Consider the following 25,748-nt stretch of genomic DNA (forward strand, 5'->3'; position numbering starts at 1 on the left):
AATACTAACAAATTAGGAGATTGAATTCTTGAACCAAAAAACTGCCAACAAACAGTGGGGAGGACGTTTCACCTCTGGACCTTCAGCCATTATGGAGCAAATAAATGCCTCTATCGGCTTTGATAAAAACTTATGGAAACAGGATATACAAGGGTCAATAGCTCATGCAGAAATGCTGGCCAAACAGAAAATAATTTCCGAAACGGATAAAAACAGTATTCATCAAGGCCTTAGGGAAATTGAGCGAGAAATTCAATCTGGTCAATTCGAATTTAGCAGAGCCCTTGAGGATATTCATATGAATATCGAAGCCCGTTTGGCAGAACGTATCGGTGAGGCGGGAAAAAGGCTTCATACAGCACGTTCAAGAAATGACCAAGTTGCGACAGATTTTCGTTTATGGATCAGACAAAATATCGATGAATTAATTCCAATGATAAATCATCTGATGCTGACCCTTGCTTCCCGAGCTCTGGAATATGCGGAAACAGCTATGCCCGGTTTCACTCATTTGCAATCTGCCCAACCGGTAACGTTCGGTCATCATTTACTGGCTTATACAGAAATGTTGAATCGGGATCGGGGACGATTGATAGATGCACGCAGACGACTAAATGAAAATCCCTTGGGTGCGGCGGCTTTAGCTGGCACCTCATTCCCAATTGACCGCCAATTGACTTCTAAATTATTGGGATTTGACCGTCCCATGGCAAATTCACTTGACGCGGTCTCTGATCGTGATTTTGCCCTGGAATATCTTTCCGCTCTTTCCATCATGTCGATTCATCTTTCACGCATGGCGGAAGAAATTGTAATTTGGTGTTCACCTCCTTTTTCTTTTATCCAGCTTTCAGATGCCTATACTACAGGTTCATCCATCATGCCACAAAAACGAAATCCAGATGCCGCCGAACTGGTCCGGGCCAAAGTTGGACGAATTTCAGGGGCGCTTACAGGACTTTTGACCGTCATGAAGGGTCTTCCTCTCGCATATGCTAAAGATATGCAAGAAGACAAGGAACAGGTTTTTGCTGCAACCGAAACTATTATTCTGTGTTTAGCCGCTTGTTCAGGAATGATTGCAGATTTAAAGGCCAATCAAGACAATATGGCCTATTGGGCAGGGTCCGGTTTCTCTACAGCCACAGATCTCGCAGACTGGCTGGTTAAAGAATTAGAATTACCCTTCAGATCAGCTCATCATGTAACAGGAAAAATTGTCAGCTATGCCGAAACACATAATCTTGCTCTTGAGAATGTGCCTTTACAAAAAATGCAGGAAATCGAACCTTTGATTAACAATGATATATATTCAGTTTTAGGAGTTCAGTCCTCACTTGCCTCTCGAACCAGTGAAGGTGGCACCGCTCCCAAAAATGTAAGAAAATCTGCAAAAATATGGATCGATAAATTAAAGGATATATCATGAAACGTTTTTTTTCTCTTTTTTTCGCTCTTGGTAGTCTTGCAATCCTCACAATCACCCTATCTGGATGTGGCAAAAAAGCATCTCCTAAACCGGTTGGTCCCCCCGAAAAAGTAATTTATCCCCGAGCCTATCCACCTCAAGACTAATCCATTAATCCCTGGGTGGAGTGGTGAGTAACACGGCCATGCCACCGGGACGATCTGAATAAGCGGCAATCTGAATGGCCGTTATAACCCATTCCTTATTTTTATTTACTGTAAACAAAGGGGCACCACTACTTCCATATGTGGCTTGACAGTCATGCGCAAGAATGGTTTTACCCCCATTATTTTTTAATATATCGGTTACATGACATTCTTGATCAGCATATAAGACTTCCTGACGGTCCTGATCATAACCAGCCAGATATATATTCATACCGATATAGGGTTGATCTTTATTAAAACCGAAAAAATCCTCTTGATTTGTTTTTTTATCATTAAGCACAAGATAGGCCCAGTCATGGTGAATATTGTCCAATGTGGCTTTTTCCGAACCCTCTCCCTTATAATTTTCTGATTTAATAATATTAAGGACATTATAAGCTGATCGATAAGTTTGTCGCTGGTATCCCAGAAGAAAATGAACAGAATGTGGGTTGACAAAATGATTGGTTTTTCTAATCCATAAACAATGAGCTGCAGTTATCACCAATCTTGAACTGACAAGAAATCCCGTACAATGCGTACCAAGCTCTGTTTGTACACGTCCCAAAATCTGCCAAGGTTTCTCTGCAGCATTTACCAATTGTCGATGATTGTTTTTTTGGCTAATGCCTGGCAAATCTTTTGCGGGAACGGAATAGGATAAGGTTGAAATCGATATAAATATCGTACATGCAAATATCCTGATAAAAATATTCAATTTTCCATCCCTTATCGCTATTTCTTTTTTCCTTAATAAAGAATAATTATATTATTCTATCCTACTGTTTTTTATAGATTGTTATAAAATCAGTATAATATTATTTTTTTCCGACTAAAGGCTTTTTGATTAATGTCATCTTCTAAAACCGAACCTGAAACAAATTATCAAACCCTTTTACAAACGCATCCAGACTTTATTATTGATGAAAAGAAGGGGCTCTGTTTTGGTAAAGTTTCACTTCAATCTCTTACTGATCATTATGGTAGTCCGGTATGGGTAATCAATGCAGATATATTAACATCACGTTTTCAAAAACTTTCTAAAGCATTTCTGCAAAACAAAATGGACATTTCTATTCATTATGCCGTGAAAGCAAATGATCATCTGGCCATACTTGATCTTTTGGCAAAAGAAGGAGCGGGAGTTGACATTGTCAGTCTGGGTGAATTAAAGAGAGCACTAAAAGTCAATATCAACCCACGAAAAATTTGTTTTTCAGGAGTGGGAAAAACAGAGGAAGAATTAAAAGCCGCCATTCAATTAGAAATAGGCCAAATCAATGTTGAGAGCCGTGAAGAGCTTCATCTTATTTCTAAAATAGCAATGGATACAGGAAAAAAAGCCGCAATTTGTTTAAGAATCAATCCTGATGTCGATGCCAGAACGCATCATAAAATTACTACAGGTTTGGCGGAAAACAAATTTGGTATCGCTTATGAGCAAGCTCTTCAGGTTTACAAAGAAGCAAGCCAACTGGATAATATTCTCCCATTGGGATTTGATGTCCATATTGGTAGTCAGATTTCATCTGTAGAACCCTATAAAAAAGCTTTTTTAAAAATGGCGAAACTTGTTAAACAAGCACGCAAAGAAGGATTAGAAGTCTCTGTTCTAGACTGTGGAGGTGGTTTTGGCATTTCTTACTATGACGAAAAAGAGTCCGACCCATATGCTCTAGCTAATTTAATGCAAGGAATTTTCTCTTCCCTTAATATCCGTATTTGCATTGAACCTGGCCGCTGGCTGGTTGGTCCGGCAGGCATCCTGATCAGCAAAGTCGTCAGAAGAAAAAACAATGGGCCTGAGGCGGCCCCTTTCATTATTCTTGATGCTGCCATGAACGACCTTTTGCGCCCAGCGATGTACGATGCGTGGCACGGTATCTTACCTATACAGGCTGAAATATATAAGCGTCCCATGGAAAAACAGAATATTGACGGTCCAATATGCGAATCCAGTGATATTTTTGCTCGCCAACGGTTACTTCCCCAATTAAGGGAAAATGATGAAATTGCCATTCTGGATGCCGGTGCCTATGGACACGTCATGAGTTCCTCTTATAATGCCCGTCCCCAAGCTTTACAATTGATGATCAAGGATAAAAGATTATTTGTTATCAAACCACGACAAACATTTGAATCCTTATGGAATAATGAAACTATACCCAACGGATAATTGATTTATATTATACCGAACATGTAAGCACAGTCAGTCATTATGGCATTCAGATTGGTTTTCTTTTATTTATAAAGGTCAATAAATAAAAATATATTTAATAAATATGTTTTTATTTCATTAGGTTTTAATCAAAAAAAGCACTTTATTTTTTTAGTGCTTTTTTAAAAATTATTTCAGTCTATAGCTCACACCATAATCGCATCAAATTATGATAAACATTTGTCAACTCTAAAATCTGAGGATCATTATCATCCATTCTGGTTCTTAACTTAATAATCGACATATCCAAATCAAATAAAACCCGCCTCTTGTCAGAATCTCGAATCATTGACTGGGTCCAGAAAAAAGATGCCCAACGACTGCCACGCGTTATTTTGCTGACAGAATGCAAGCTGTAGGTTGGGTAAACAATCATGTCGCCAGCAGGAAGCTTGATTGATTGCGCACCACTTGGATCATGCATGATCAGCTCTCCACCATCATAATCCTCAGGATTATTTAAAAACAAAGTCGAGGATACATCCGTTCTGATACGCATATTGGCTTCATGAATTGGACGTAACGCATTATCAACATGATCGGGAAACTCCATGCCTTCATCATAACGGTTGAATAAAGGCGGGCAAACCCGATAAGGAACAACTGCGGAATTGAAAATCGGATTACGTCCCAGAGCTTTCAATATAATTTCTCCCAATTCTTTACTTTCGGATGATTTCTGGTCAATTTGTATATTACGCTTGACCTGGGCAGATTGTTCACCTGCTGTTACCTTACCATCTACAAAAGGCGCCCGTCTATAAACAGACTGAACGTAAGCCAACTCTTCTTTATTTAAAACTTGAGGAATATGAATGATCATCAAACTAACCTAATTATATTTTGAAGTTATTCTAACATGTTCAAACTGAACATAAATGCTCTACCATTAGATGGTGTCACACGATTACTGAATAAAGAGTCATAGTTCAAACGGTTGGTCAGATTGTAAATATTGAACGACACTTTCCAATGATCGTCGAATTTATGAGAAAGCATGGCATCAATCGTTACATTTGATGGTACTTTTGCATTGTTTCTGTTATTCAAATAAACTGGTCCACGCCATGTTACACCTCCACCAATCAACAGGTTGTATGGTGTATTGGGCATTATATTATACGTTGTCCATAAATTTCCCTGATGAGAGGGAACATAGAACATGCGATTTCCCTTGACATTAGGCGTTAAAGAACCTGTAACTTTGCTATGATATGCAGCAAAGGCACCATAAACGCTCCAATTATTCGTAATATTACCGGATATACCCAATTCAATCCCCTGATTGTAACCTTTGTCACCCGTACTTGTCACCGCTCCTGACAATGGATCACTAACCATCTGGTTGCTTTTTTCAAGATGGAACAAAGATGCTGTCAGTCCCAACCGCTGATTCAAAAGACTCCATTTTCCACCCAGTTCATATAAATGGCTTTTTTCCGGTTTCATTCCGTTTTGACCATCCTTCATCGGTGCATACGAATTCGTCAAATACATACCTAATGGCGTTGTAGAGGATGACCATGTGAAATAGTAGGCCTGATTTTCATCAGGATTGAAGAGCAAACTTACTGTCGGATTGAACACATTATCGTTCGTCGACATACGGTGCGTTGTAAAGGATTTGCCCCCTTGGGTATTATAAAACGCTTCCCAGTTGTCATAACGGAAACCACCCTTAATTGACCAGGCTTTGGTGAACCATATCTGGTCATACAAGAAAACACCAACATCACGGGAATGCCCATATCTACGGGATGGATCCCCTACTTTACTGTTGGGATCACCAGGCATGATATGTATTGGATAATCAATCGCATCCGTTGGATGAACAAGATTGTTGTTTGGCAGGGATGCGGAAAATTGCCCGTAATGACGGCTTTCATGAGCATAGGCAATGTCAACACCAGCCGTTAATTGATGTTTGATAAAACTTGTATTGAAATTGGCAATTGTTGATAAAACGTTTTGGAACGACCAAGTGCTCTGTTCATATGGACTTGGACCTGCCGTTTGAATAATAGCATCCTGAGGACGACCATCAAAATATGGGTCACTACAATCTGCTGGCGTACATTTAGGTCGTGTAACAGAAAACTGACGTTGATAATTACCATATCGAGTATCGTTATGGATAACAATATCAGGAGTGATGTTATAGGTTAAGCGTCCCGTAACCTGGTTATCCTGGGTTTGGTCCTTATCCATTTTGTTACCATACCAATTTCCCCTTCTTATTCCATATTCAGTCGCAGGTCTACCAATTGTATGACCAGGTTTTGTAATTACAGGAACACCATAATCAGGAATGCGATCATCCTGTTGATGTACAAATTGCAAAACATAACTTAAATCTGTTCCCAGACCAAAAGCTATGGATGGCGCCAGACCCCAACGATGGGAATATAAATTATCTCTTCCCACAACATTATTGCTGTTGGCCATACCTTCCATACGAACAGCAATATTATCATTAATCTGCTTGTTCAAATCAAAAGTGCCACGGTAATAATCACCGTTTCCACCAGTAAATTCAGCTTTATATTGATCTTTCAAAATTGGTTTTTTTGTTACAACATTAATGGCACCACCCGTAGTTCCATTCCCAAATACAGATGAAGATGGACCCTTAATAACCACAACATTTTCATAATTGAAACTGTCACGGCTATAAACACCGAAATCTCTCAGGCCATCTTCATAAATATCATTCTGGGCCTGAAAACCGCGGATGAGAAACTGATTTCCGGACATGCCGCCACGTCCCTCCCCAACGGAAGAGGTTACCCCCGGTACATTTTTTAATGCTTCATCAAGAGATTTGACATTTTGCTCTTCCATAATTTTGGCCGGAACAAGATTGATATTCTGAGGGGTATGCATGATATCCTGTGGCATCAAACTGACACCTGTATTCTGCGTCAGAATATTATCATTCTTTTTTCCACGAACAAGAATATGCTCATTCGTTGTTGACTGGTTATCTGTTGTTTGATCTTTTGTTATTTGTTGATTTACTTTATTTGCTGATGCTGCAACAGCATTGTTCGATTTTTCTGCATTTGCAGATTTGGTGATAGCGGCATTCCCTAATAATCCGACCATTACTGCCAATGATACAGGTTGAAGCGTCCTTTTTATTCCTGACAATTTAAAAATCCATCCAATAAAATACTGATAATGATAATTAATAACATGAGATATTGAGAATCATTATCAGTATACAGATACAATTGCAACTGGCGGAAATCAAATAAATCATGATGGTTTGCAAATGAATAAATGGACAACAAATATTGTAAAATTGTTTTTTACATATTTTTAAAGAGTTATAATAAATTTCATCCGTTTGAGATTGACTGAATTTTAATTCAAATTTTCAAAATATGTGATAATAATACAATAGGTATAAAAAATAAATGTTTTATAAATATGACAAATTATTGGTTAATTAAATCGGAACCTTCTGCTTTTTCATGGCAGGAACAATTGAGAAACAAAATCGAACCCTGGACAGGGGTGAGAAATCATCAAGCGAAAAAAAATCTACAATTAATGAAAAAAAATGATCTGGCTTTTTTCTACCATTCCAATGAAGGTAAGGAAATTGTTGGTATTGTAAGAATTGATAAAGAGGCCTATCCCGATCCGACCGATACAGAACACAGATGGTTTTGTGTGGATGTAGAGACAATATGTTCGGTACCTGTACCCATTACCCTAAAAAAAATCAAATCCATTCCTGAACTGGAAGATATAACACTTATTAAACAATCCAGATTGTCAGTAATGCCAATCAGTTCAGAACATTGGAAAATTTTATGTGATCTTGGAAATGTGAAATTATAAGTCAATTCATTTTTTCTTGCTAAAATTTAATAAACACTTGGACAAATTATGAAAAATAACAATAAACAAATTCCCGATCATATTCATCTTTACCAGCATGATATACCTTCCGGACTAGATCTTGGAAAAATAGTCGCAATTGACACTGAGACCATGGGATTAAATCATGATCGAGACCGGCTTTGTTTGATTCAGTTAAGCAAAGGGGATGGACAGGTTCATATTGTCCAGTTTGTACCCGAACGGCTTGGTGGTAAAGGGTTCAATTCCTGCCCCAATCTAAAAAAATTACTTACTGATCACTCCATTGCAAAATTAATGCACTTTGCCCGATTTGATGTCGGGATATTACAAAAAACCTTTCAAATAAGTATGAAATCCGTAATTTGTACAAAAATTGCAGCTAAATTGGTCAGAACTTTTACGGATAAACACGGACTGGCTGTTCTATGCAGAGAATTACTCAATATTGAATTAAGTAAACAGCAACAAACTTCAGATTGGGGTTCACCAACCCTGAGCATTGAACAATTGACCTATGCAGCTGCAGATGTTCTTTATCTTCACCAATTGTGGGAAATCTTGAAAGTTTTATTAATCAGGGAAAACCGTTTGGAAATTGCAGAAGCCTGTTTTTCATTTTTACCAACAAGAGCCACCCTGGATCAGCTCGGATATCTAGATCCTGATATATTCGATCATCGTGGTTAAGAATTTAACAGTTTCATTTCATTTTGAAACTCTATATATATTATTATATCTGTTTTAATAATAATTAAATTTAATCAAGTGCATTGAAATGACCAAAATTGCCTCATCAGAGATTGATACAGCTCTTGAAGCTCTATCTATAGAATCTAATGGCATCCTGGATTTGATTAATGCACTTCGAGACAAAACCGAACTTACTCAATCTTTCTTGGAAACCGCCAATCTCATATCTGAAATTAATGGTCGGGTGGTATTAACCGGAATTGGCAAATCTGGGCATATTGCAAAAAAAATTCAATCAACACTGGCTTCCACTGGTACACCATCTCTCTTTGTTCATCCTTCTGAGGCCTCTCATGGAGATCTGGGAATGATTCAAAAAGATGACATCATTCTGGCTGTATCCGCTTCTGGTGAAACCCAGGAATTATTCAATATAATTATTCATGCAAAACGATTCAGCATCCCATTGATTAGCATAACAACCAATCCGCAATCGACCTTGGCAAAAAATTCCAGCATAATTCTCTCACTTCCCCATTCAAGGGAGGCATGCCCACTGGGATTGGCACCAACGACCAGCACGTTAATGCAACTGGCAATGGGAGATGCCCTGGCAATAACGTTATTGAAAATGAGGCACTTCACCGCATCAGATTTCGGTATTTATCATCCCGGAGGTAGATTGGGCAGCAGACTTAAGATTGTTGAAGATTTAATGCACACAGACAAGGATATCCCCTTGGGGCATTCAAGGATGCCTATCACAGATGCAATCATGGAAATGACTCAAAAAGCCTTGGGTTGCATTGGTATTATTTCTGAAAATGGGAGACTGATCGGGCTGATAACAGATGGCGATCTAAGGCGAGCATTCAACAAAGATATAAGAAAATTGACAACTCAAGAAATCATGAATCCCTCGCCCCTGACCATTAAATCCGATATGCTGGCTGCTGAAGCGCTGAAACTCATGAATAATGATAGTCATCCCATTACCTGTTTATTCGTCGTGGATTCCAGAAATCATCCAATAGGGGTTTTGCACATTCATGACCTTTTACGAGCGGGCATTGCATGAATATGTCAACAAACAGTCAACCGAATGAAGAATCTAGTTCTAAAAACAAAATTGAAAGAACCGATTTTCAGGACAAGGAAAAATATTTAAATCATAGATCACAAAATATCATTGAAAGACGGCATATTCCTAAACCCGCAGAAATGGAACGCCGGAACACCATTATGAAGTGGGTTAAATGGGGCCTACCAATTACAGCCCTTGTTTTGTTAAGTTCCATTGCTGTCTGGCCGGAGATTGATCGGGCTTTGCATACCAACAAGGAAGTGATGAAACAGCTTTCCCGTATCAAGATTGAAAGTGGAACCATGATTGACGCTACTTTTCATGGCTTGGATACACATAATCGACCCTACACCATAACATCTGAAAAAGTTGTTCAGAAATCTAACAATAGCAATCTTATCCATCTAGGCAATCCAAAAGCTGATATTTTATTGCAGGACAATGTTTGGATGATGGTCACGGCAGACAAGGGAAATTATACACAGCATGAACAGGATTTAGGATTGATAAAACATGTTGTTTTATACCGAAATGATGGAGTTTTCATGTATAGCGATATGGCAGACGTTGCTTTAAAGTCTTCTGTTGTGACTGGCAACAACTGGATTCATGCTGAAGGACCCTTTGGCATCTTGGATGCCCAAACCTATTTCCTTGACTTGCATGCCGGAATTGCTCAATTTAAGGGACCAGGCCGATTGGTCTTGAATGATGATAAAAAAAATAATTCCTCCAATCCTACTCAAGCTAAATCATCGGAATAAAATTGATGAATAAACGCAATTTATTACCTTTTGCCATTTCAAGTATCTTTTATGGTTTTTTCAACATCCATACTGTCCATGGTCAAAGTATAGATCTATCACATGGTGGACAGATTACGGTTACAGCTCTTGGAGGATTTGACTGGGATCAAAACGCCAAAAAAGTGACCGCCTATAATCAAGCCAAGGCAGTTCGTGAAAATGTAACGGTCACAGCAGACAGACTTATCGCCTATTATCGAAAAAAAGCTGGCGATACAGAATCAAAGTCCTCCCAAAACCCCAATCCTCAACAAAAAAGCGGTGATATAACTCAAAGCGATTCAGGTTCAAATGAAATATATCGTCTGTACGCTTATGGTCATGTTCATATTTATACGAATACCGATCAGGCCTGGGGAGATAAAGCAGTTTATGATATTGATCAGGCAACCCTGGTTTTAACGGGTAAACATATGAAATTAACCACCCCTCAAAATGTCATGACCGCAAAAGATGCCATGGAATATCACTCCCAAACCAGAATGTCAGTTGGTCGGGGTGATGCAACCGTAATTAATATCAAGGATGGTCGACAAATCAATGCGGATGTACTGGTTGGCTATAGCAGCCCTGATGATCAAAAAAAACCTGAACAAAAAAATAACGTGACTGACAGTAAGAAATCTGATGACCTTACCAAATCCGGAAAGTTGGAAAAAGTCAACGCATTTGGTAACGTTGTCGTGCGAACCCAATCTGAAACTGTTCGTGGAGACCGCGGTGTTTATGTTCCCAATACAGGAATCGCCCGCATCGTGGGCAATGTTCATATCACAAGAGGCCAAAACCAGCTAAATGGTCATGCTGCCATTATCAACATGCATACCGGTATTGCTCACATGACAGAAATGCCTGGTCAAAGAGTCCAGGGACTGGTCGTTCCAAACCAAGCAAATCAAAATAATCAACCAAGCGATAAAAAATAGTTTTTAATTTTTATAAGTGAGTTTCAAATTCCATGCCTGAAACCGAATCTGCTTCCAATAATACATCATCAACCAAAAATTTACCTGATAATGAAGGGCTATTTGCAGACAACATAGGAAAAACCTATAAAAAACGACAGGTTGTCAAAAACGTGTCTTTACGCGTTCATCGAGGAGAAGCTGTCGGTCTTTTGGGCCCAAATGGTGCTGGCAAGACTACAAGTTTTTATATGATTGTTGGGTTAGTTCAGCCAGATACAGGATCAATTCGTCTTGATAACACAGATATTACCAAATTGCCAATGTATCGGCGAGCAAGACTTGGCATTGGTTATCTGCCTCAAGAGGCAAGTATATTTAGGGGGTTGAATGTAGAACAAAATATTATGGCAGTTCTGGAAGTTGTTGAATCCAATGCCGATAAAAGACATGAAACGCTTGATGGATTATTGGCGGAATTCGGAATTTCACATTTACGACATTCCCCCTCCCTTTCCCTATCTGGTGGAGAAAGACGCCGTTTGGAAATCGCCCGAGCGCTTGCCAGCGATCCGAATTACATTCTTCTGGATGAGCCCTTAGCTGGAATTGATCCAATTGCTGTCGGAGAAATTCGTGATCTTGTTTCCCATCTCAAGGATCGTGAAATTGGTGTGTTAATTACGGATCATAATGTAAGAGAAACCCTGGAAATTATTGATAGGGCATATATCATGAACAGTGGCCAGCTTCTTATGGAAGGACGTCCTGAAGAAGTGGTCGCTCATGAAGATGTACGTAGAGTTTATTTGGGGGAAAAATTCACATTATAATTCACCTTAACGGTTAAAAGTTAACTATAGATCTTACCGTTAATCAAAATGATAGAACAATTACCACCCACGCGTTGATAAAGCTTTAATTTTGAAAAATTAGATACTAGAATAGTAAGGAATATAACTAAGGGAGAACCGTAATGGATATTTCCATCTTTGGTAATAAAATTGATATTCCTGATTGGTTTAGAAACAAGATTAATCAAAATCTTCAAGAAATCACGCAAAAATATTTTAAAAATATCGTTGATTGTTCAGTAACATTTAACAAATCCCTATCCGATTATCGTTGTCAGATACATATCCATGCTTCTCGATCCCTTTCATTACGTGGAGAGGCAAATGCAGATAATGTACAAGAATCTTTTAATATTGCCCTTGAACATTTACATAACAGACTGAAAAAATATAAGGGAAGGTTGATTACAAAAAGAGATCATGCCCCTCCCGCTCATGAATTATTCGAAGGCAACCAATATATTATTGATAATGATATCCCCTTGGAAACATCGGTGGAATCTCAAAAAGATGCAAAAATCATTGATAAAAAAACGACTCATATAGACACATTATCGCTTCAAGATGCCATCATGGTTCTAGATTTATCAGAAAGACCGGTATTGATGTTTAAAAATCTGGATAATAACCGTATCAATGTCATATATAAGCAAAATGAAGATAGGATAATCCTACTGGATTCAGGAATGATATCTTGAACAAAAAACAGGGAGTTATCCCTGTTTTTTATATTGAATATTATCTTGTTATTATCAATTAATGAACCATGATAGGCATCATTTCCTGCTGCAAGATCGCAGCATATGCTGTCTTGGCATTATCTGTCACTGCCATAGGTGTCCCATCAGCCGCATGAATGGCAAATGCCTGTTCACCATTGATCGTGATTTCCTTTACGTAAGCCAGTTGGGACACACCCAAGGCTTTTAGCTGATTGTCTGTTAAATGACGAACATCAACAACGTCACTACCTTCCTTGGTCGCAATTAATTTAGATTTTTCCTTGATGTCGAAATCTTTCATAATTGATCAAGACCTCCTTTAAAAACAGATGGCAAGATAATCCTGCATCTTTTAATATAATATCATTCTTTTTCTGTAAGTTGCAAACTTCGTATCGCACCAGAGCGATAGGCATCTGATGTGCCAACTTTCTGTGACATAACTTTATTATATGATTTACGCCTTGCATTGGAATTTTGTACTATTTCAATATGGCGAATTCTTGTCTCCGGTTTGGGACGGATAATATCAATATGAAGCAAACCATTATCCAGCCATGCTCGTTCAACCTTGATACCCTCAGCCAAAATAAAAGCTCTCTGAAATTGCCTTGCCGCAATTCCTCGGTAAAGAAATACACGCTCTTCATTATCTTCAAGCTGCCTGCCACGAATGACCAGCTGATTATCTTCCTGCGTTATTTGCAAATCTTCCATCATAAAACCAGCCACAGCCAAGGTAATCCGTAAACTGGAAGATCCAATTTGTTCTATATTATAGGGCGGATAACCATCAGAAGTCGATTTTGCCGCTCGTTCTAAAATCTGTTCCAAATGATCAAAGCCCAGGAACATAGGCGATGTAAAAAGCCTTCCTGACATGAAAGCCCCCTCCTTTAATATATTGAAGCGAGACATATAACTAGGCCCAAAATGGCACCTATCTATATTTATTATATGGAATAATCGCCAAGGACTACAAGTATTATATCTTTTAAAATTAGATTTCGCACTATAACAAAATATTGTATTAATATATTAAATCTTTATATAGACAATGATAGAATAATTTAAACTATGGCACAAATTTAGAAAATGAATGACGATATTGAAACAAGACCTGTTTTACTTGCAACCAACCCTTTTTTACGTAAAAAAACCAAAATCGTTGAAAAAGAGGATTTGAAAGACGTAAAAGAACTTTTACCCATGATGTTTGAAACCATGTACAAGGCAGGTGGTATCGGTTTGGCTGCTCCTCAGGTTGGAATTGGGCTGAGATTTTTCGTTATTGATCTCATGCAGAATAATCAGTCAGAAAAAATTGTCATTATAAATCCTGAAGTTATTGAGAAATCAGAAGAATTGGAAAGTTATAAAGAAGGTTGCTTGTCTTTTCCAGATCAATATTCCGATGTAATTCGCCCTGAAAAAATTAAAATCAGCTATATGGATATTAATGGAAGTCGCCAAGAAATGGAGGCTGATGGATTGCTTGCACGTTGTATTCAACATGAAACAGATCATCTTGATGGAATATTGTTTGTGGATCATATTTCAAGCCTTAAACGTAACATTATTATGCGTAAAATTATCAAAGAGCAAAAAAGACACCGCTAATTATATATACGAGAAGCTAGGATGCGTATTGTCTTCATGGGAACACCGGATTTTGCTGTTCCCGCTTTACAGGCACTTTATCAAGCCGGACATGAAATTGTTGCCGTATATTGTCAACCTCCCCGCCCTGCTGGCAGAGGGAGGAAAATAACTCCCTGTGCCGTGCAAAATATTGCCGAGCAATTGCATATTCCCGTCTTTTCACCCATCAAATTAAAAAACCAGCCAAAAGAATTTGAACAGTTCGCTTCTTTTAATCCTGATATAGCCATAGTTGCAGCTTACGGACTTATTCTACCTGAGGAAATACTTACACTACCTAAATTAGGCTGTATCAATATCCATGCAAGTCTTCTTCCACGCTGGCGAGGAGCCTCGCCCATTCAGACGGCAATCTGGTCAGGTGACCAAAAATCAGGTGTCAGCATAATGCAGATGGACAAAGGTCTTGACACAGGAGCCGTTTATATTGAAAAGTCTATTCCAATTACAAAAAAAACGACAACTCAAATTCTTCACGATCAACTTGCGCAATTAGGGGGTGAACTCATACTTGAAACCCTTTCAGAATTGACAGAAAATCCAAATTCAAAACCAGTTCCACAATTATCAGGGCTCGCAACCTACGCTAGGCAATTGACAAAAGAGGATGGCAAAATTGATTGGAATCAATCAGCTGAATCTATTGATCGACAAATTCGTGCCTTGACACCCTGGCCTGGGACATTCTGCTTTCTAGAAGGAAAATTACTTAAGATTCTTAAAGCTGAGCTCAGCTCTCAATCAAGCATGGCAGAATCTGGAACAATTATACATCCTGATTTTTATGTGGCATGTGGTGAAAATCAGGTCCTTAAAATTCTGGAATTACAATTGACTGGAAAGAAAAAAATGCCAATCAATGAATTTCTCAAAGGTTATCATCTCAAATTAAATACAAAACTTGTCTAATGAATTTTACCATACAGAGATGGGCCGTCAAAATCGAATATGATGGTACAGGTCTTGTTGGATGGCAACGGCAGGATAACGGCCTTTCTGTTCAGCAAATATTAGAAGAGGCTGCCTGCAAACTATGCAACGGTCAATTTAAAATAGCCAGCATTACCGCCGGTCGGACAGATGCCGGTGTTCATGCCTTGGGACAAGTGGCCCATCTTGATTTTCCGGCACATATACCCTTAACAGCCAAAAAAATTCGCGATGGCTTAAATTACTATATGAAACCTCATGCCGTTACAATCTTGCAATCAGGGCTGGTTAATGCAGAATGGAATGCACGTTTTTCTGCAATAAAACGAAAATATATTTATGTCATTCTCAACCGTCAGAGCCGTCCTGCTTTGGATATTAATCATGTATGGCATGTACGAAAGAAATTAAATGTCGATGCTATGAACGAAGCTGCTCAAACCTTATTGGGAAGCCATGATTTTACATCATTCAGAGCTACTGCATGTCAGGCAAAGTCACCAATCCGTATTTTGGACAAATTTAACGTTTATCAAATTGATGATAAAATTTATTTTGAAACACAGGCCCGTTCATTTTTACATCATCAAGTACGTAATATGGTAGGAACCCTTAAAATGATTGGAGACGGATATTGGCCAATAAAACAGGCCTATGCAATTTTACAGGGTAGAGATAGAAAATTGGCAGGAATCAAAGCTCCTGCAACTGGTTTGTTCCTCAAGGAAATAACCTATCCAGATGACCCTTTTCAGTGAACAGCTGACAATTCATGTGATAATCTGACAAGTGTATCACTGTTACAAATTGACAAAACAAACAACAATATTACTTCTGAAAAAAACAAACTGATAACAACGATTAGAGATTGTTTATTGTTAATCTGTAATCCCACTTTAATCGTCATCCATGATATCCAGATCATGTAAGCCAGATATAAAATCATTAAAACCGCCATAAAGCCCAATATAATTGATGGCGTAAAACCAGGTAACGATACAATCATCATACCTATAATCAAATCTAAAATTGGCATCCATTGACACCAACAATAACTTGAAACTGTTCTTTTCCAAAATCTTTCCTTATGCCAAAGGACGGAAAAAGAATGAATCAAAATCGGTATAAGTAATACTGTACATAATTTATATAAAAATAATGATATGGTAAAAATAAATAAATATGCTTTTTTTGCCTGAACAATACTTAATATATTAAAACCATCAATGACCACTAATAATGCTATCCACGGTGCCAGAGCACTTAACACTCCATCTGTTGAAGAGGGAAACAAATTTATCCCTTCTTCTTTACCACCCCCCAGAGCAAGCATTCCCTTGAAAATATCTTTGAGCTTTGAATCAGAAGATTTCTTTTGATTATTTGAATTAAGTGTCATAGGAAATAATTTTTCAAAAACTGTGTGTAAATTGAACTTAATTTTTTTAAATCTTCAATGGGTACAGCTTCATTCACTTTATGCATAGTTTGCCCGACAAGACCAAATTCAGCAACATTACAATAATTTGAAATAAACCGGGCATCGGAGGTTCCCCCCCCTGTATCCAGACGTGGTTTGACAGATGATATTTCTTCAATTGCCAAACGAATTGCCTGCACTTCATTTCCTGGTTCTGTCAAAAATGCCTCACCAGATACAACTATATCTATTTGACAATGTTCTGCAACACGTCTTGCTTGAGTTTCAATCCAGCCTATTAAAGAATTTCCATTATGTAAATGATTGAAACGAATATTTAACCGCGCCGTCGCAGTGGCAGGAATTAAATTTGTCGTTTTATTCCCTACATCAATAGATGTCACTTGAACAGATGAAGGCTGAAACCATTTATTCCCCTTGTCTAAAGATAATGTTGTTAAAGAGGATAATATTTCTATCAATTTATGAATTGGATTATCTGCAAGATGAGGATAGGCGACATGTCCCTGGATACCTTCAACAGTAATAACCGCATTCAAACTACCCCGACGCCCAATTTTAATTACATCACCCAACTCCTGTGCTGATGTTGGTTCACCCACCAGACAAAAATCAGGAATATGTTTTTTTTCCTTCATCCACTCAAGTACTTTAACAGTACCATTAACACCGGGCCCTTCTTCATCTCCGGTAATCAAAAAACTTAATGACCCAGTAAAATTAGCTTGAAGAGATAGGAAATTTTCAACCGCTGTTACAAATGCAGCAATGCCACCTTTCATATCACAGGCACCACGTCCGTAAATGATATTATCTTCAATAACGCCTTGAAAAGGATTGTGTTGCCAATGATTATTCCCCGCAGGAACAACATCTGTATGACCAGCAAAACATAAATGTGGCTTTCCTGTCCCGTAACGCGCAAAAAAATTCAAAACGTTGTCATTACCTTCACCATAAGGCAAATCATATATTTCAAAACCGATCTTTTTCAGTCTTGTTTTTAAAATATCCTGCGCTCCAAGATCTTGTGGTGTAACTGACGGACAACGAATCAGATCTTGCAATAGCTTCACGGGATCGTGCATATTAAATGGAACCAATCTTTTTCAGTATTTAACTTCTTAACAGCTCATTGATTGAAGTTTTTGAGCGTGTCCTTTCATCTACACGTTTGATAATAACCGCGCAAGCCAATCCAGGTAAAGTATTGCCGTCTTCACTTACCGCTTTTTTAGGCGGAAGGGTTCCGGGAACAACAACTGAATAAGCTGGTACCCGTCCCATGAACACTTCTCCGGTATTACGATCAATTACTTTCGTTGACGCACCTAAAAATACACCCATTGAAAGGACACTGCCTTTTTCAACAATAACTCCCTCTGCCACTTCACAGCGGGCTCCGATAAAACAATCATCTTCAATAATGACTGGAGCAGCCTGCAGGGGTTCCAATACTCCACCAATACCCACACCACCACTGATATGACAGTTTTTACCGATTTGTGCACAGCTCCCAACCGTTACCCAAGTGTCAATCATGGTTCCACTATCCACATAGGCACCCACATTGACAAAACTTGGCATCAAAACAACATTTGAAGCAATATAGGCTGAACGACGTACAATTGATCCTGGAACAGCACGAAAACAGGCTTTTGCAAAATCGGCATCCCCCCAGTTGTTGAATTTTAATGAAACTTTATCATAAGCGGCAATGCCAATTTCACTTTTCATGGCATGATTATCGTAAAGACGAAAAGACAAGAGTACCGCCTTTTTAATCCATTCATGTATTGTCCATTTTTGATCGGCTTGTGTTGCAACCCGTAACTTGCCAATATCAAGAAGATTTAATACTTGATCGACCGTTTCCCTTGCAACTCCCTGTGTTGTGGGCGATAATTGGGCCCGATTTTCCCATAATTTATCAATTTCATTTTGCAAGGCATCTATATCTGTCATAAATTTTTTCCCTTATCAAATAATAAAATAATTTATATTATAATACTCTACCAGAACGAATTAAGGTCCCTGATCCACCTTCAGTAAATAATTCCAGTAAACAGGCATGTGGTACTCGTCCATCCATAATTACTGCAGCTTGGGCGCCAGCTTTAACTGCCTCTAGACATGTTTCAATCTTTGGAATCATTCCACCTGTTATAATTCCTGATGCTATTGCTTCCTTGGCTTCCTCTTCCGTTAATTCAGAAATAAGATTTCCATCTTTATCCAAGACACCCGGTACATCAGTTAACATAAATAATCTTGATGCCCTGACTGCTCCGGCAATTGACCCTGCGGCAATATCGGCATTAATATTATAGGTTTGCCCCTGTTTATCGGTTCCAATAGGTGCGACAACAGGAATTAGTCCAGAACCAGATAAAGCATATAAAACCCTAGGATCAATATGAACAGGTTCACCAACCAGTCCCAAGTCAATTGTTTTCTCACACTTGAGAGTTTCATCCCAGACATGTTTAACAAGCTTGTGCGCCTCGATTAAGCCGCCGTCTTTACCTGATATACCCACTGCCAAAGCGCCAGCCTGATTAATGAGGGTCGCAACCTGCTTGTTGACTGTCCCGGCCAGAACCATTTCAATCACATCAATTATAGCCTCACTCGTAATACGCAAACCATCAATGAAATTCGATTCAATTTCCATCCGCTTCAGCATTTGATTTATTTGGGGACCTCCCCCATGAACAATTATTGGATTGATTCCAACCTGTTTCAAAAGCGCAATATCATGACCGAAATCGTTTGACAAGTGATTGTCAACCATGGCATGACCACCATATTTGATAACAATCGTATCACCCGTATAGCGTCTTAAATATGGCAAGGCTCTTGCAAGCGTCTTGGCTTGTTCATGCGCCTCTTTGGCAGCTTCCTTAACTGACTCTAACGATTGATGATTACCCATAATAGTTAAATCCTGATGATTCTCTTAGATAAGCTGAGCCAAATCAGCCCGAAGTTCTTGAATACCTATATTTTTTTGACTGCTTGTAAAACGTATATAAGGATAGGCAGCAGTATGTTTTGCAATCAAGTCCTTTATCTCTTGTTCTTTTTGTGAAAATTGAACCGAGCTCAAACCATCACATTTTGTCATTACAATCTGAAATGTAACAGCCGCTCTATCCAATAAATTCATAATCTGATGATCACTTTCTTTAAGCTCTATACGAGCGTCAAGCAAAAGCATAACCCTTAAAAGCGTTGGTCTTCCCCTTAAAAAGGAAAACATCATCTTTTGCCAATCTTTTTTAACGGATTGAGAGGCCTTGGCATAACCATAGCCTGGCATATCAACAAAGACCAAACAACCACCAATATTGAAAAAATTCAATTGTTGAGTTCTTCCTGGCTCTGAAGAAGCTCTTGCCAGCATTTTTTGTCCTGTTAACGCATTAATCAAACTCGATTTACCTACATTTGAACGTCCGGCAAAAGCAACTTCCGGTAATAAGGAGGGTTCAAGCTGATTTAACCGTTGTGCACCAAAGAAAAATTTTGCTTCTCGAGAAAAAAGAAGCCGCCCAGCTTCAATAAACTGGGCATTTTCATCATTTTGATGAGTGGATATGCCATCTTTTGAAAACATGGCCACCTATCCTTTTTTTGATTTAGAAATGGCTTGCTTTTCCTTGATTGCCATATGTTTTTGAATAACAAGCTGCTGAATTGCTGTTAACAGGTTATTCCAACTATAATAAATTACCAATCCAACAGGTTGCGTAGCCAGTACAACCGTAAAAATAACTGGCATCAATTGAAACATTTTCTTCTGGACAGGATCAATTACTGCAGGATTCAATTTTTGCTGCAAGAACATTGTTGCCCCGAATAACAAAGGCCAAATACCGACATGCAACAAAGGTGAAATAACAGAAGGATCAAAAGGAATAAGACCAAATAAATTCAGTATATTCGTTGGATCCGGTGCTGACAAATCATGAATCCATCCAAAAAACGGCGCATGTCGCATTTCAATTGTGACGTACAAATCCTTATACAAACACCAGAAAATCGGAATCTGAATTAACATCGGCAAACAACCACTGGCAGGATTTACCCCCTGCTCCTTGTACAATAGCATCATCTGCTGATTCATCTGTGCCTGGTCGCCTTTATAGCGTTCACGAATTTCTTTCATTTTTGGCTGCAATTCTTTCATCTTGCCCATCGAATGAAATTGTTTTGAAGCCAAAGGATAAAAAACAAGCTTTACAATCAAGGTAAATGTTAATAAAGCAAGACCGAAATTACCCCATAAACTATTTAACCAATCCAGAACGATAAAAATTGGATAGGTAAGAAATGAAAACCACCCGAAATCAACAGATTTCCAGAAATTGGGAATATGATATTCTTTTTCATAGCGGTTAAGAAGGTGAAGTTCCTTCGCACCAGAAAATACATTTCCATCCGTTACGACAACCTCACCAGGTCCTACAGAAATTGGCTGTTGTGAAGTGAAACCAACCTGGTATGTCCCTTTTTGATTTTCTGAATCTCCTGAATTATTCGCATGATCTTCTGGAACAAATCCATAATGAACTGTCACATTCTTATCCTGTTGTGGAACAATGGCATTTAACCAGTATTTATCGGTTATACCCGCCCAGCCCCCTTTACTGTTCTGACTCCAGGCAATATGATGTTCCCCTTTGGAATTTTCCCGCAGATATTTATAGGAATTTTGTTCCAGACGATCATTTATAATTCCTAATGGCCCTTCATGCATTAAATAGCCGCCAACCTCTTTTGGTGCATATCCACGATTAACACGTCCGTAAAAAACAAAATGAACGGGTTGACTTGATTTATTCTTAACCTTTTGCTCAATATGAAAAAGATATTCCTTATCAAGTGAAATAATTTTCTGGAATTCAATTCCTGCACCATTATCCCAAGTCAGGGTTAAAGGGTGGCCAGGAGTTAATTTTTCTTCATCCGCCTTCCATACAGAAGTTGAATCAGGAAATTTAACAGACGTATTATCCGTATTAAACCAACCTGTTTCAATATAATTGGGTTTTTTACTATCTGCCTTGTCAAGGACTCTAACCAATGGTGAATCAGCTTTAACCGTTTCATGATAGTTTTTTAAAACCAAATCATCGAAAACAGCACCCCGAAGATTGATTGATCCTTTTACAGCGTTTGCCTCAAAAGGAATTCTCACTTCAGGACCAGTCACTTTTGCTATTGTTTTAATTTCATGAGGAATATTGGACTGGGACTGTCCGGTTCCAGTTTGTTGAGTCACCTGTTTTTCATTTTCATGCACTGAAGACGTTTGAGGCGTAAAATATTCAAATGCGAAAAGAATTAAAACAGAAAGTAAAGTCGCCAGAAAAAAGCGCTTATTATCCATTCAAAGCCAGCCAATCATTCTTTGTTTTAGAAAACTAATAACTTGTTTTTTTTGGAGGAACAGGGTCATTTCCACCCGCATTCCAAGGGTTACATCGCAAAATGCGCCATCCACCAAATAAAATGCCCTTTACAACACCATGTTGTTCTATAGCTATCTTCATATATTCACTACAACTTGGATTAAAACGACAATTATGTCCCAAAAATGGGCTTATACACAACCGATAAAAATCAATTGAATGAATAAGCAATTTTTTCATTTACGCATCAAATTTCATGCCAGCCTTCTTTAAAGCATGGTAAAAATCGTGGACGATATGGGGATAAGGTTTTGAAAAAGTTTTGTTACGTCCTATTAGAACCAAATCAACCCCACATAGACATATTTCTTTTCCAGCTTGATAAATCACGGCTCGCAATCGACGTTTTATACGGTTTCGCACAACCGCGTTTCCTACTTTTTTTGTCACGGTAAACCCTACCCTTCCCGGTTGATTATCATGCCTGTTCAAGAATTGTAATACCAAACTGGATGTAGGGATTTTTTGCCCTTGAGCAGCCACTTTCAAAAAGTGCACTCTTTTTTTCAAGTGTAAAAGCTTAAAATCTGATTGAATTGACTGAACCCTTTGTAACCTTATCTTTCTAAAAAGTCGTTCTGACAAAGCAGATCTTACGCAGAAAGACGTTTACGACCTTTGGCCCTACGACTTGAAATAACCTTGCGACCGCCAACAGTAGCCATACGTGCACGAAAACCGTGGCGATGTTTACGAACAATTTTGGAAGGTTGATAGGTACGCTTCACGAAATTTCTCCTTAAAAATATTGCAAATTGTATTTATTCCAGAATAAGCCATCAAAGGTCAACAGAATAATAACTCTTAAAAAGCTGTTTATAATCTGATTATGGGAAATCGTCAATCAAACTCAATAGCCATAAAATGTTTTTTATGATATTTTAAGAGAATTACTCAATATATATAATGCTTGAAAATGACATTTCATAAAAATCAATTCCATTTATGCAAAAATTTATTAAATTATGTTGTCTATTTGCTTGAAGGCGTTTTGGTTTATTTAATTTTAATGTTACTCTATAAATACAATTTAGATATAAAGCTGATTTTGCTATCTGGTTGCCTGATTTTTTGTGCAACTCTTTTTCTAATGAATTTCTTGTTTCAATCGCAAATATATAAAGTTAAAAACAATCATTATCGACAACTTTCACTTTTAAGACATGATGTTAAGGGCTTGTTATCACCAGCCTTATTACAGGCCGATCGCATCATCCTCAATAAGTCTGCTGATAAAAAAATTATTCAATCAGCAGAATCAATCGCCAGTTCTATTGAAAAAACTTCTGATTATCTAAATTCCACAAAAAAGATTGATAATTTATTCTAATTATTTTGAATGAGTTCAATTTTGTAACCGTCTGGATCCTCCACAAAAGCTATGAATGTTTTCCCAAATTTAACGGGTCCTGGTTCACGAGTAATTTTGCCACCCGATTGTCTAATTTTCTCAACCAATTGGGTAACATCATCAACACCAAAAGCAAGATGACCAAATCCTGTTCCCACATTATAGGGCGTTTCACATCCCCAATTATAGGTCAGTTCGAGTTCTGCCCCACCTTTGTCATTACCTTGATAGGCCATATAAACCAATGTATACTTACCCTCTGGCACATCCTTACGACGCACTTCATGAAGCCCCAGTGTTTTATAAAATGAAATGGACTTGTCAAGATCGAAAACCCGAAGCATTGTATGTAAAAACATTGACATTCAATTTTCCTTACGCAAATATTTTTGTTCAAATGTCACAGGATTATAGCTTAACAGAAACAGGCCTTTTTGATTTGCAATTGCAACCATTTCGTCTTTGTGGATTAATAACGTTCCCTCTGCCTCGAAGGCGATACCTCTTAATCCGGAATAATGGGCATTATATACCGTTTTTGGACCAATGGTTGGCATATCGGCTTTTCGTTCCTGATTCGGTTTGACCTGTTTGATCAAAATGCCGCCCAAACCTGGTTGCTGACAGTCTTTCGCCCGTTTTAACATGGCATCAGTTCCTTCCATGGCTTCTACAGCAATAACCAATTCATTTTGAACAATACAAGCCTGTCCAATATCAAGCTCTCCTATAACTTTATTAATTTTAATTCCTTTAACAATATCCTGTAAAGCCAATTTATCTGGAATAACATCTCCTAAAATTCCCTCATATACAGGCTGTAAAAATTCATGAGCTCCTCGTACCGTAAACCCTTCCTCATTTAGCACACGAACAAGGGAGGCAAGCAATCCATCATCTCCAGCAAAAAGGGCCTTACCTATTTTTCCTAATATTCTTACCCCTTCCGAGTCTGGACGAAGATCAAAAAACGATGGTCGTTTCACTGGTCCAATCAAGACAAGTTCTTTACAATTATTCTGGCGTAAAATATTTAGAATATGTCCTGCAGCGGCTAATCTTACATATTCATGTGGCCAAGAGCTGACAATATGAGGTTCTGCAAAATCCTTAAAAGCCACAATAAAAATAGAATATCCTTTTTTCTTTGCAGCTTCTGCAACCTTTCCTGGCAAAGGTCCTCCTCCTGCCAAGATACCTAAAACAGGCTGTTGTCGGTTTTTATCCATCTAATATTTAATCATCATTTTCAGAAGAGGAAATCATGCGTCCAACTTTAACCAATCCACGTCGGCTCGGATTCTGAATAAAATCCAGTATTTCCTTTACACGCTCAATATGTCCATATTTTTCGTGCGCTAATTTCAACCGTTCATCAAAAACCATTTCTTGTTCATTTTCTTTCGGGAAAAGTATTCGATAAACACCTCTTAAAGCATGCAACTCCTGATTTTTAACCCCATTTCGTTTCAGCCAAATCCAATGCATTCCCACCAAACGGGCCCGATTACCTATTACACTACCGTAGGGTATGACATCAGATTCAACTCCTGTTACACCCCCTACCAAGGCCCCTCTACCAATTCTTACGAATTGATGAATAGCTGCACATCCCATAATTCGGGCATCATCATCTATGTGAACATGCCCCCCTAGGACAACATTGTTCACAATGATCACTCTATCTCCTAAATAGCAATCATGTGCAATATGAGAGTTAACCATTATCAGACAATCGGAACCTACGCGGGTCACCCCATTTCCGATAGCTGTTCCGCGATGAATTGTCACTTGTTCCCGAACAATGGTACGGGCACCAATGATACAGCTTGTCAACTCACCTTTATATTTCAAATCTTGCGGGGCCAAACCAATTGTAGAGAATGGATAATAGACTGAATCTTTACCCAAAACAGTTTTTCCCTCGACAATGACATTTGCTATAAGTTTTGCACCATCTTCAACAACAACATCATCACCAACAATACACCATGGACCAATATGTATTCCCTGTCCCAACTTAGCTTTTTCAGACACAATTGCCGATGGATGGATATAACAATCACGAGAGGAACGATTTTTTTGTATATTTTTTGTCAGAGTTTCCTCCATCCCCTTAAA

31 protein-coding genes are annotated in these 25,748 nt (G+C 38.3%); 14 read left to right on the forward strand and 17 right to left on the reverse strand.

Annotated features, from left to right (window positions below):
* Window positions 1-28: 28 nt before the first annotated feature.
* Together argH and GM552_RS08875 are read left to right on the forward strand one after the other, a co-directional pair.
* Window positions 29-1,429: an argininosuccinate lyase gene (gene argH / locus GM552_RS05130; RefSeq protein ID WP_230882759.1), complete on the forward strand. Its 1,401-nt coding sequence runs from the start codon at window positions 29-31 to the stop codon at window positions 1,427-1,429.
* Window positions 1,426-1,575, forward strand: coding sequence for a hypothetical protein (locus GM552_RS08875; RefSeq protein ID WP_196424512.1), 150 nt, complete (start codon window positions 1,426-1,428; stop codon window positions 1,573-1,575). Before argH ends, GM552_RS08875 begins: the two co-directional genes overlap by 4 nt.
* Window positions 1,576-1,579: 4 nt before the next feature.
* On the opposite strand, the gene GM552_RS05135 is transcribed toward GM552_RS08875, so the two are convergent.
* Window positions 1,580-2,332 (reverse strand): serine protease, encoded by a 753-nt coding sequence (locus tag GM552_RS05135; protein ID WP_155565561.1) that lies wholly within the window; start codon window positions 2,330-2,332, stop codon window positions 1,580-1,582.
* Window positions 2,333-2,464: 132 nt separating this feature from the next.
* Here GM552_RS05135 and lysA point away from each other — a divergent pair, with 132 nt between their 5' ends.
* Complete coding sequence (gene lysA / locus GM552_RS05140) at window positions 2,465-3,790, forward strand: diaminopimelate decarboxylase (RefSeq protein WP_155565562.1); 1,326 nt, start codon at window positions 2,465-2,467, stop codon at window positions 3,788-3,790.
* A gap of 181 nt (window positions 3,791-3,971) precedes the next feature.
* Here lysA and GM552_RS05145 read toward each other — a convergent pair whose 3' ends face one another.
* Window positions 3,972-4,655: a Fe2+-dependent dioxygenase gene (locus GM552_RS05145; RefSeq protein ID WP_110438124.1), complete on the reverse strand. Its 684-nt coding sequence runs from the start codon at window positions 4,653-4,655 to the stop codon at window positions 3,972-3,974.
* Between the two features lie 26 nt (window positions 4,656-4,681).
* A complete protein-coding gene (locus tag GM552_RS05150) occupies window positions 4,682-6,982 on the reverse strand; it encodes a TonB-dependent siderophore receptor (protein ID WP_230882760.1) in 2,301 nt (766 codons plus the stop codon).
* Between the two features lie 282 nt (window positions 6,983-7,264).
* Between GM552_RS05150 and GM552_RS05155 the strand changes: the two genes are divergently transcribed.
* The 7 genes from GM552_RS05155 (at window position 7,265) to hpf (ending at window position 12,742) form a co-directional block, all read left to right on the forward strand.
* Window positions 7,265-7,681, forward strand: coding sequence for an EVE domain-containing protein (locus tag GM552_RS05155; protein WP_155565563.1), 417 nt, complete (start codon window positions 7,265-7,267; stop codon window positions 7,679-7,681).
* A 48-nt stretch (window positions 7,682-7,729) separates the two neighbouring features.
* Window positions 7,730-8,392, forward strand: a complete 663-nt coding sequence (locus GM552_RS05160) for a ribonuclease D (protein WP_155565564.1) — start codon at window positions 7,730-7,732, stop codon at window positions 8,390-8,392.
* 88 nt (window positions 8,393-8,480) lie between these two features.
* Window positions 8,481-9,473 carry an SIS domain-containing protein gene (locus GM552_RS05165; protein ID WP_155565565.1) on the forward strand — a complete coding sequence of 331 codons (993 nt, stop codon included), beginning with the start codon at window positions 8,481-8,483 and terminating at the stop codon, window positions 9,471-9,473.
* A complete protein-coding gene (lptC, locus tag GM552_RS05170; protein ID WP_230882761.1) occupies window positions 9,470-10,243 on the forward strand; it encodes an LPS export ABC transporter periplasmic protein LptC in 774 nt (257 codons plus the stop codon). The genes GM552_RS05165 and lptC overlap by 4 nt, the downstream gene beginning before the upstream one ends.
* Before the next feature lie 5 nt (window positions 10,244-10,248).
* Window positions 10,249-11,211 carry an LptA/OstA family protein gene (locus GM552_RS05175; RefSeq protein ID WP_155565566.1) on the forward strand — a complete coding sequence of 321 codons (963 nt, stop codon included), beginning with the start codon at window positions 10,249-10,251 and terminating at the stop codon, window positions 11,209-11,211.
* A gap of 32 nt (window positions 11,212-11,243) precedes the next feature.
* Entirely contained in the window at window positions 11,244-12,023 is a 780-nt protein-coding gene (gene lptB / locus GM552_RS05180) for an LPS export ABC transporter ATP-binding protein (protein WP_122123696.1), read from the forward strand.
* A gap of 143 nt (window positions 12,024-12,166) precedes the next feature.
* The gene (gene hpf, locus GM552_RS05185; protein ID WP_155565567.1) at window positions 12,167-12,742 is read left to right on the forward strand and encodes a ribosome hibernation-promoting factor, HPF/YfiA family; all 576 of its coding nucleotides are present in this window, start codon (window positions 12,167-12,169) and stop codon (window positions 12,740-12,742) included.
* Window positions 12,743-12,800: 58 nt separating this feature from the next.
* On the opposite strand, the gene GM552_RS05190 is transcribed toward hpf, so the two are convergent.
* Window positions 12,801-13,067 carry a DUF1150 family protein gene (locus GM552_RS05190; RefSeq protein WP_110438132.1) on the reverse strand — a complete coding sequence of 89 codons (267 nt, stop codon included), beginning with the start codon at window positions 13,065-13,067 and terminating at the stop codon, window positions 12,801-12,803.
* Between the two features lie 62 nt (window positions 13,068-13,129).
* Window positions 13,130-13,648, reverse strand: coding sequence for an Hsp20 family protein (locus GM552_RS05195; RefSeq protein ID WP_122123698.1), 519 nt, complete (start codon window positions 13,646-13,648; stop codon window positions 13,130-13,132).
* 213 nt (window positions 13,649-13,861) lie between these two features.
* On the opposite strand from GM552_RS05195, the gene def reads away from it, so the two are divergent.
* Genes def through truA form a run of 3 tightly spaced genes read left to right on the forward strand, consistent with a single transcriptional unit; the run spans window position 13,862 to window position 16,116 of the window.
* Window positions 13,862-14,386 carry a peptide deformylase gene (def, locus tag GM552_RS05200; RefSeq protein ID WP_155565568.1) on the forward strand — a complete coding sequence of 175 codons (525 nt, stop codon included), beginning with the start codon at window positions 13,862-13,864 and terminating at the stop codon, window positions 14,384-14,386.
* A 21-nt stretch (window positions 14,387-14,407) separates the two neighbouring features.
* Window positions 14,408-15,337, forward strand: a complete 930-nt coding sequence (fmt, locus tag GM552_RS05205; protein ID WP_122123700.1) for a methionyl-tRNA formyltransferase — start codon at window positions 14,408-14,410, stop codon at window positions 15,335-15,337.
* On the forward strand, window positions 15,337-16,116 hold the full coding sequence (truA, locus tag GM552_RS05210) for a tRNA pseudouridine(38-40) synthase TruA (RefSeq protein ID WP_155565569.1): 780 nt from the start codon (window positions 15,337-15,339) through the stop codon (window positions 16,114-16,116). The genes fmt and truA overlap by 1 nt, the downstream gene beginning before the upstream one ends.
* Here truA and GM552_RS05215 read toward each other — a convergent pair.
* From GM552_RS05215 to rpmH, 9 genes are read right to left on the reverse strand one after another with little or no spacing between them, the layout of a single operon-like run.
* Window positions 16,110-16,757, reverse strand: coding sequence for a hypothetical protein (locus GM552_RS05215; protein ID WP_155565570.1), 648 nt, complete (start codon window positions 16,755-16,757; stop codon window positions 16,110-16,112). The genes truA and GM552_RS05215 overlap by 7 nt on opposite strands.
* On the reverse strand, window positions 16,754-17,887 hold the full coding sequence (dapE, locus tag GM552_RS05220) for a succinyl-diaminopimelate desuccinylase (RefSeq protein ID WP_155565571.1): 1,134 nt from the start codon (window positions 17,885-17,887) through the stop codon (window positions 16,754-16,756). Before dapE ends, GM552_RS05215 begins: the two co-directional genes overlap by 4 nt.
* A gap of 28 nt (window positions 17,888-17,915) precedes the next feature.
* Window positions 17,916-18,764, reverse strand: a complete 849-nt coding sequence (dapD, locus tag GM552_RS05225) for a 2,3,4,5-tetrahydropyridine-2,6-dicarboxylate N-succinyltransferase (protein ID WP_155565572.1) — start codon at window positions 18,762-18,764, stop codon at window positions 17,916-17,918.
* Window positions 18,765-18,801: 37 nt separating this feature from the next.
* The gene (argB, locus tag GM552_RS05230; RefSeq protein ID WP_155565573.1) at window positions 18,802-19,734 is read right to left on the reverse strand and encodes an acetylglutamate kinase; all 933 of its coding nucleotides are present in this window, start codon (window positions 19,732-19,734) and stop codon (window positions 18,802-18,804) included.
* 24 nt (window positions 19,735-19,758) lie between these two features.
* Window positions 19,759-20,418, reverse strand: coding sequence for a ribosome biogenesis GTP-binding protein YihA/YsxC (gene yihA, locus GM552_RS05235; RefSeq protein ID WP_155565574.1), 660 nt, complete (start codon window positions 20,416-20,418; stop codon window positions 19,759-19,761).
* 6 nt (window positions 20,419-20,424) lie between these two features.
* On the reverse strand, window positions 20,425-22,194 hold the full coding sequence (gene yidC / locus GM552_RS05240) for a membrane protein insertase YidC (protein ID WP_155565575.1): 1,770 nt from the start codon (window positions 22,192-22,194) through the stop codon (window positions 20,425-20,427).
* Window positions 22,195-22,228: 34 nt separating this feature from the next.
* Window positions 22,229-22,456: a membrane protein insertion efficiency factor YidD gene (gene yidD / locus GM552_RS05245; protein WP_155565576.1), complete on the reverse strand. Its 228-nt coding sequence runs from the start codon at window positions 22,454-22,456 to the stop codon at window positions 22,229-22,231.
* Window positions 22,457-22,813 (reverse strand): ribonuclease P protein component, encoded by a 357-nt coding sequence (gene rnpA, locus GM552_RS05250; RefSeq protein WP_198185369.1) that lies wholly within the window; start codon window positions 22,811-22,813, stop codon window positions 22,457-22,459. It abuts the gene before it with no gap.
* 56 nt (window positions 22,814-22,869) lie between these two features.
* Window positions 22,870-23,004: a 50S ribosomal protein L34 gene (gene rpmH / locus GM552_RS05255; protein WP_110438144.1), complete on the reverse strand. Its 135-nt coding sequence runs from the start codon at window positions 23,002-23,004 to the stop codon at window positions 22,870-22,872.
* A gap of 371 nt (window positions 23,005-23,375) precedes the next feature.
* On the opposite strand from rpmH, the gene GM552_RS05260 reads away from it, so the two are divergent.
* Window positions 23,376-23,606 (forward strand): hypothetical protein, encoded by a 231-nt coding sequence (locus tag GM552_RS05260; protein WP_155565578.1) that lies wholly within the window; start codon window positions 23,376-23,378, stop codon window positions 23,604-23,606.
* Here GM552_RS05260 and gloA read toward each other — a convergent pair.
* The 3 genes from gloA to lpxA are packed head-to-tail and all read right to left on the reverse strand — an operon-like array spanning window position 23,603 to window position 25,739.
* The gene (gloA, locus tag GM552_RS05265; protein ID WP_155565579.1) at window positions 23,603-23,992 is read right to left on the reverse strand and encodes a lactoylglutathione lyase; all 390 of its coding nucleotides are present in this window, start codon (window positions 23,990-23,992) and stop codon (window positions 23,603-23,605) included. The two genes, GM552_RS05260 and gloA, sit on opposite strands and share 4 nt — an antisense overlap.
* Window positions 23,993-24,856: an LpxI family protein gene (locus GM552_RS05270; RefSeq protein ID WP_155565580.1), complete on the reverse strand. Its 864-nt coding sequence runs from the start codon at window positions 24,854-24,856 to the stop codon at window positions 23,993-23,995. It abuts the gene before it with no gap.
* A gap of 7 nt (window positions 24,857-24,863) precedes the next feature.
* Window positions 24,864-25,739 carry an acyl-ACP--UDP-N-acetylglucosamine O-acyltransferase gene (gene lpxA, locus GM552_RS05275; protein WP_155565581.1) on the reverse strand — a complete coding sequence of 292 codons (876 nt, stop codon included), beginning with the start codon at window positions 25,737-25,739 and terminating at the stop codon, window positions 24,864-24,866.
* Window positions 25,740-25,748: the final 9 nt, after the last annotated feature.

This window comes from Commensalibacter sp. ESL0382, assembly GCF_009725775.1.
GTDB classification, from domain to species: Bacteria; Pseudomonadota; Alphaproteobacteria; order Acetobacterales; family Acetobacteraceae; genus Commensalibacter; species Commensalibacter melissae.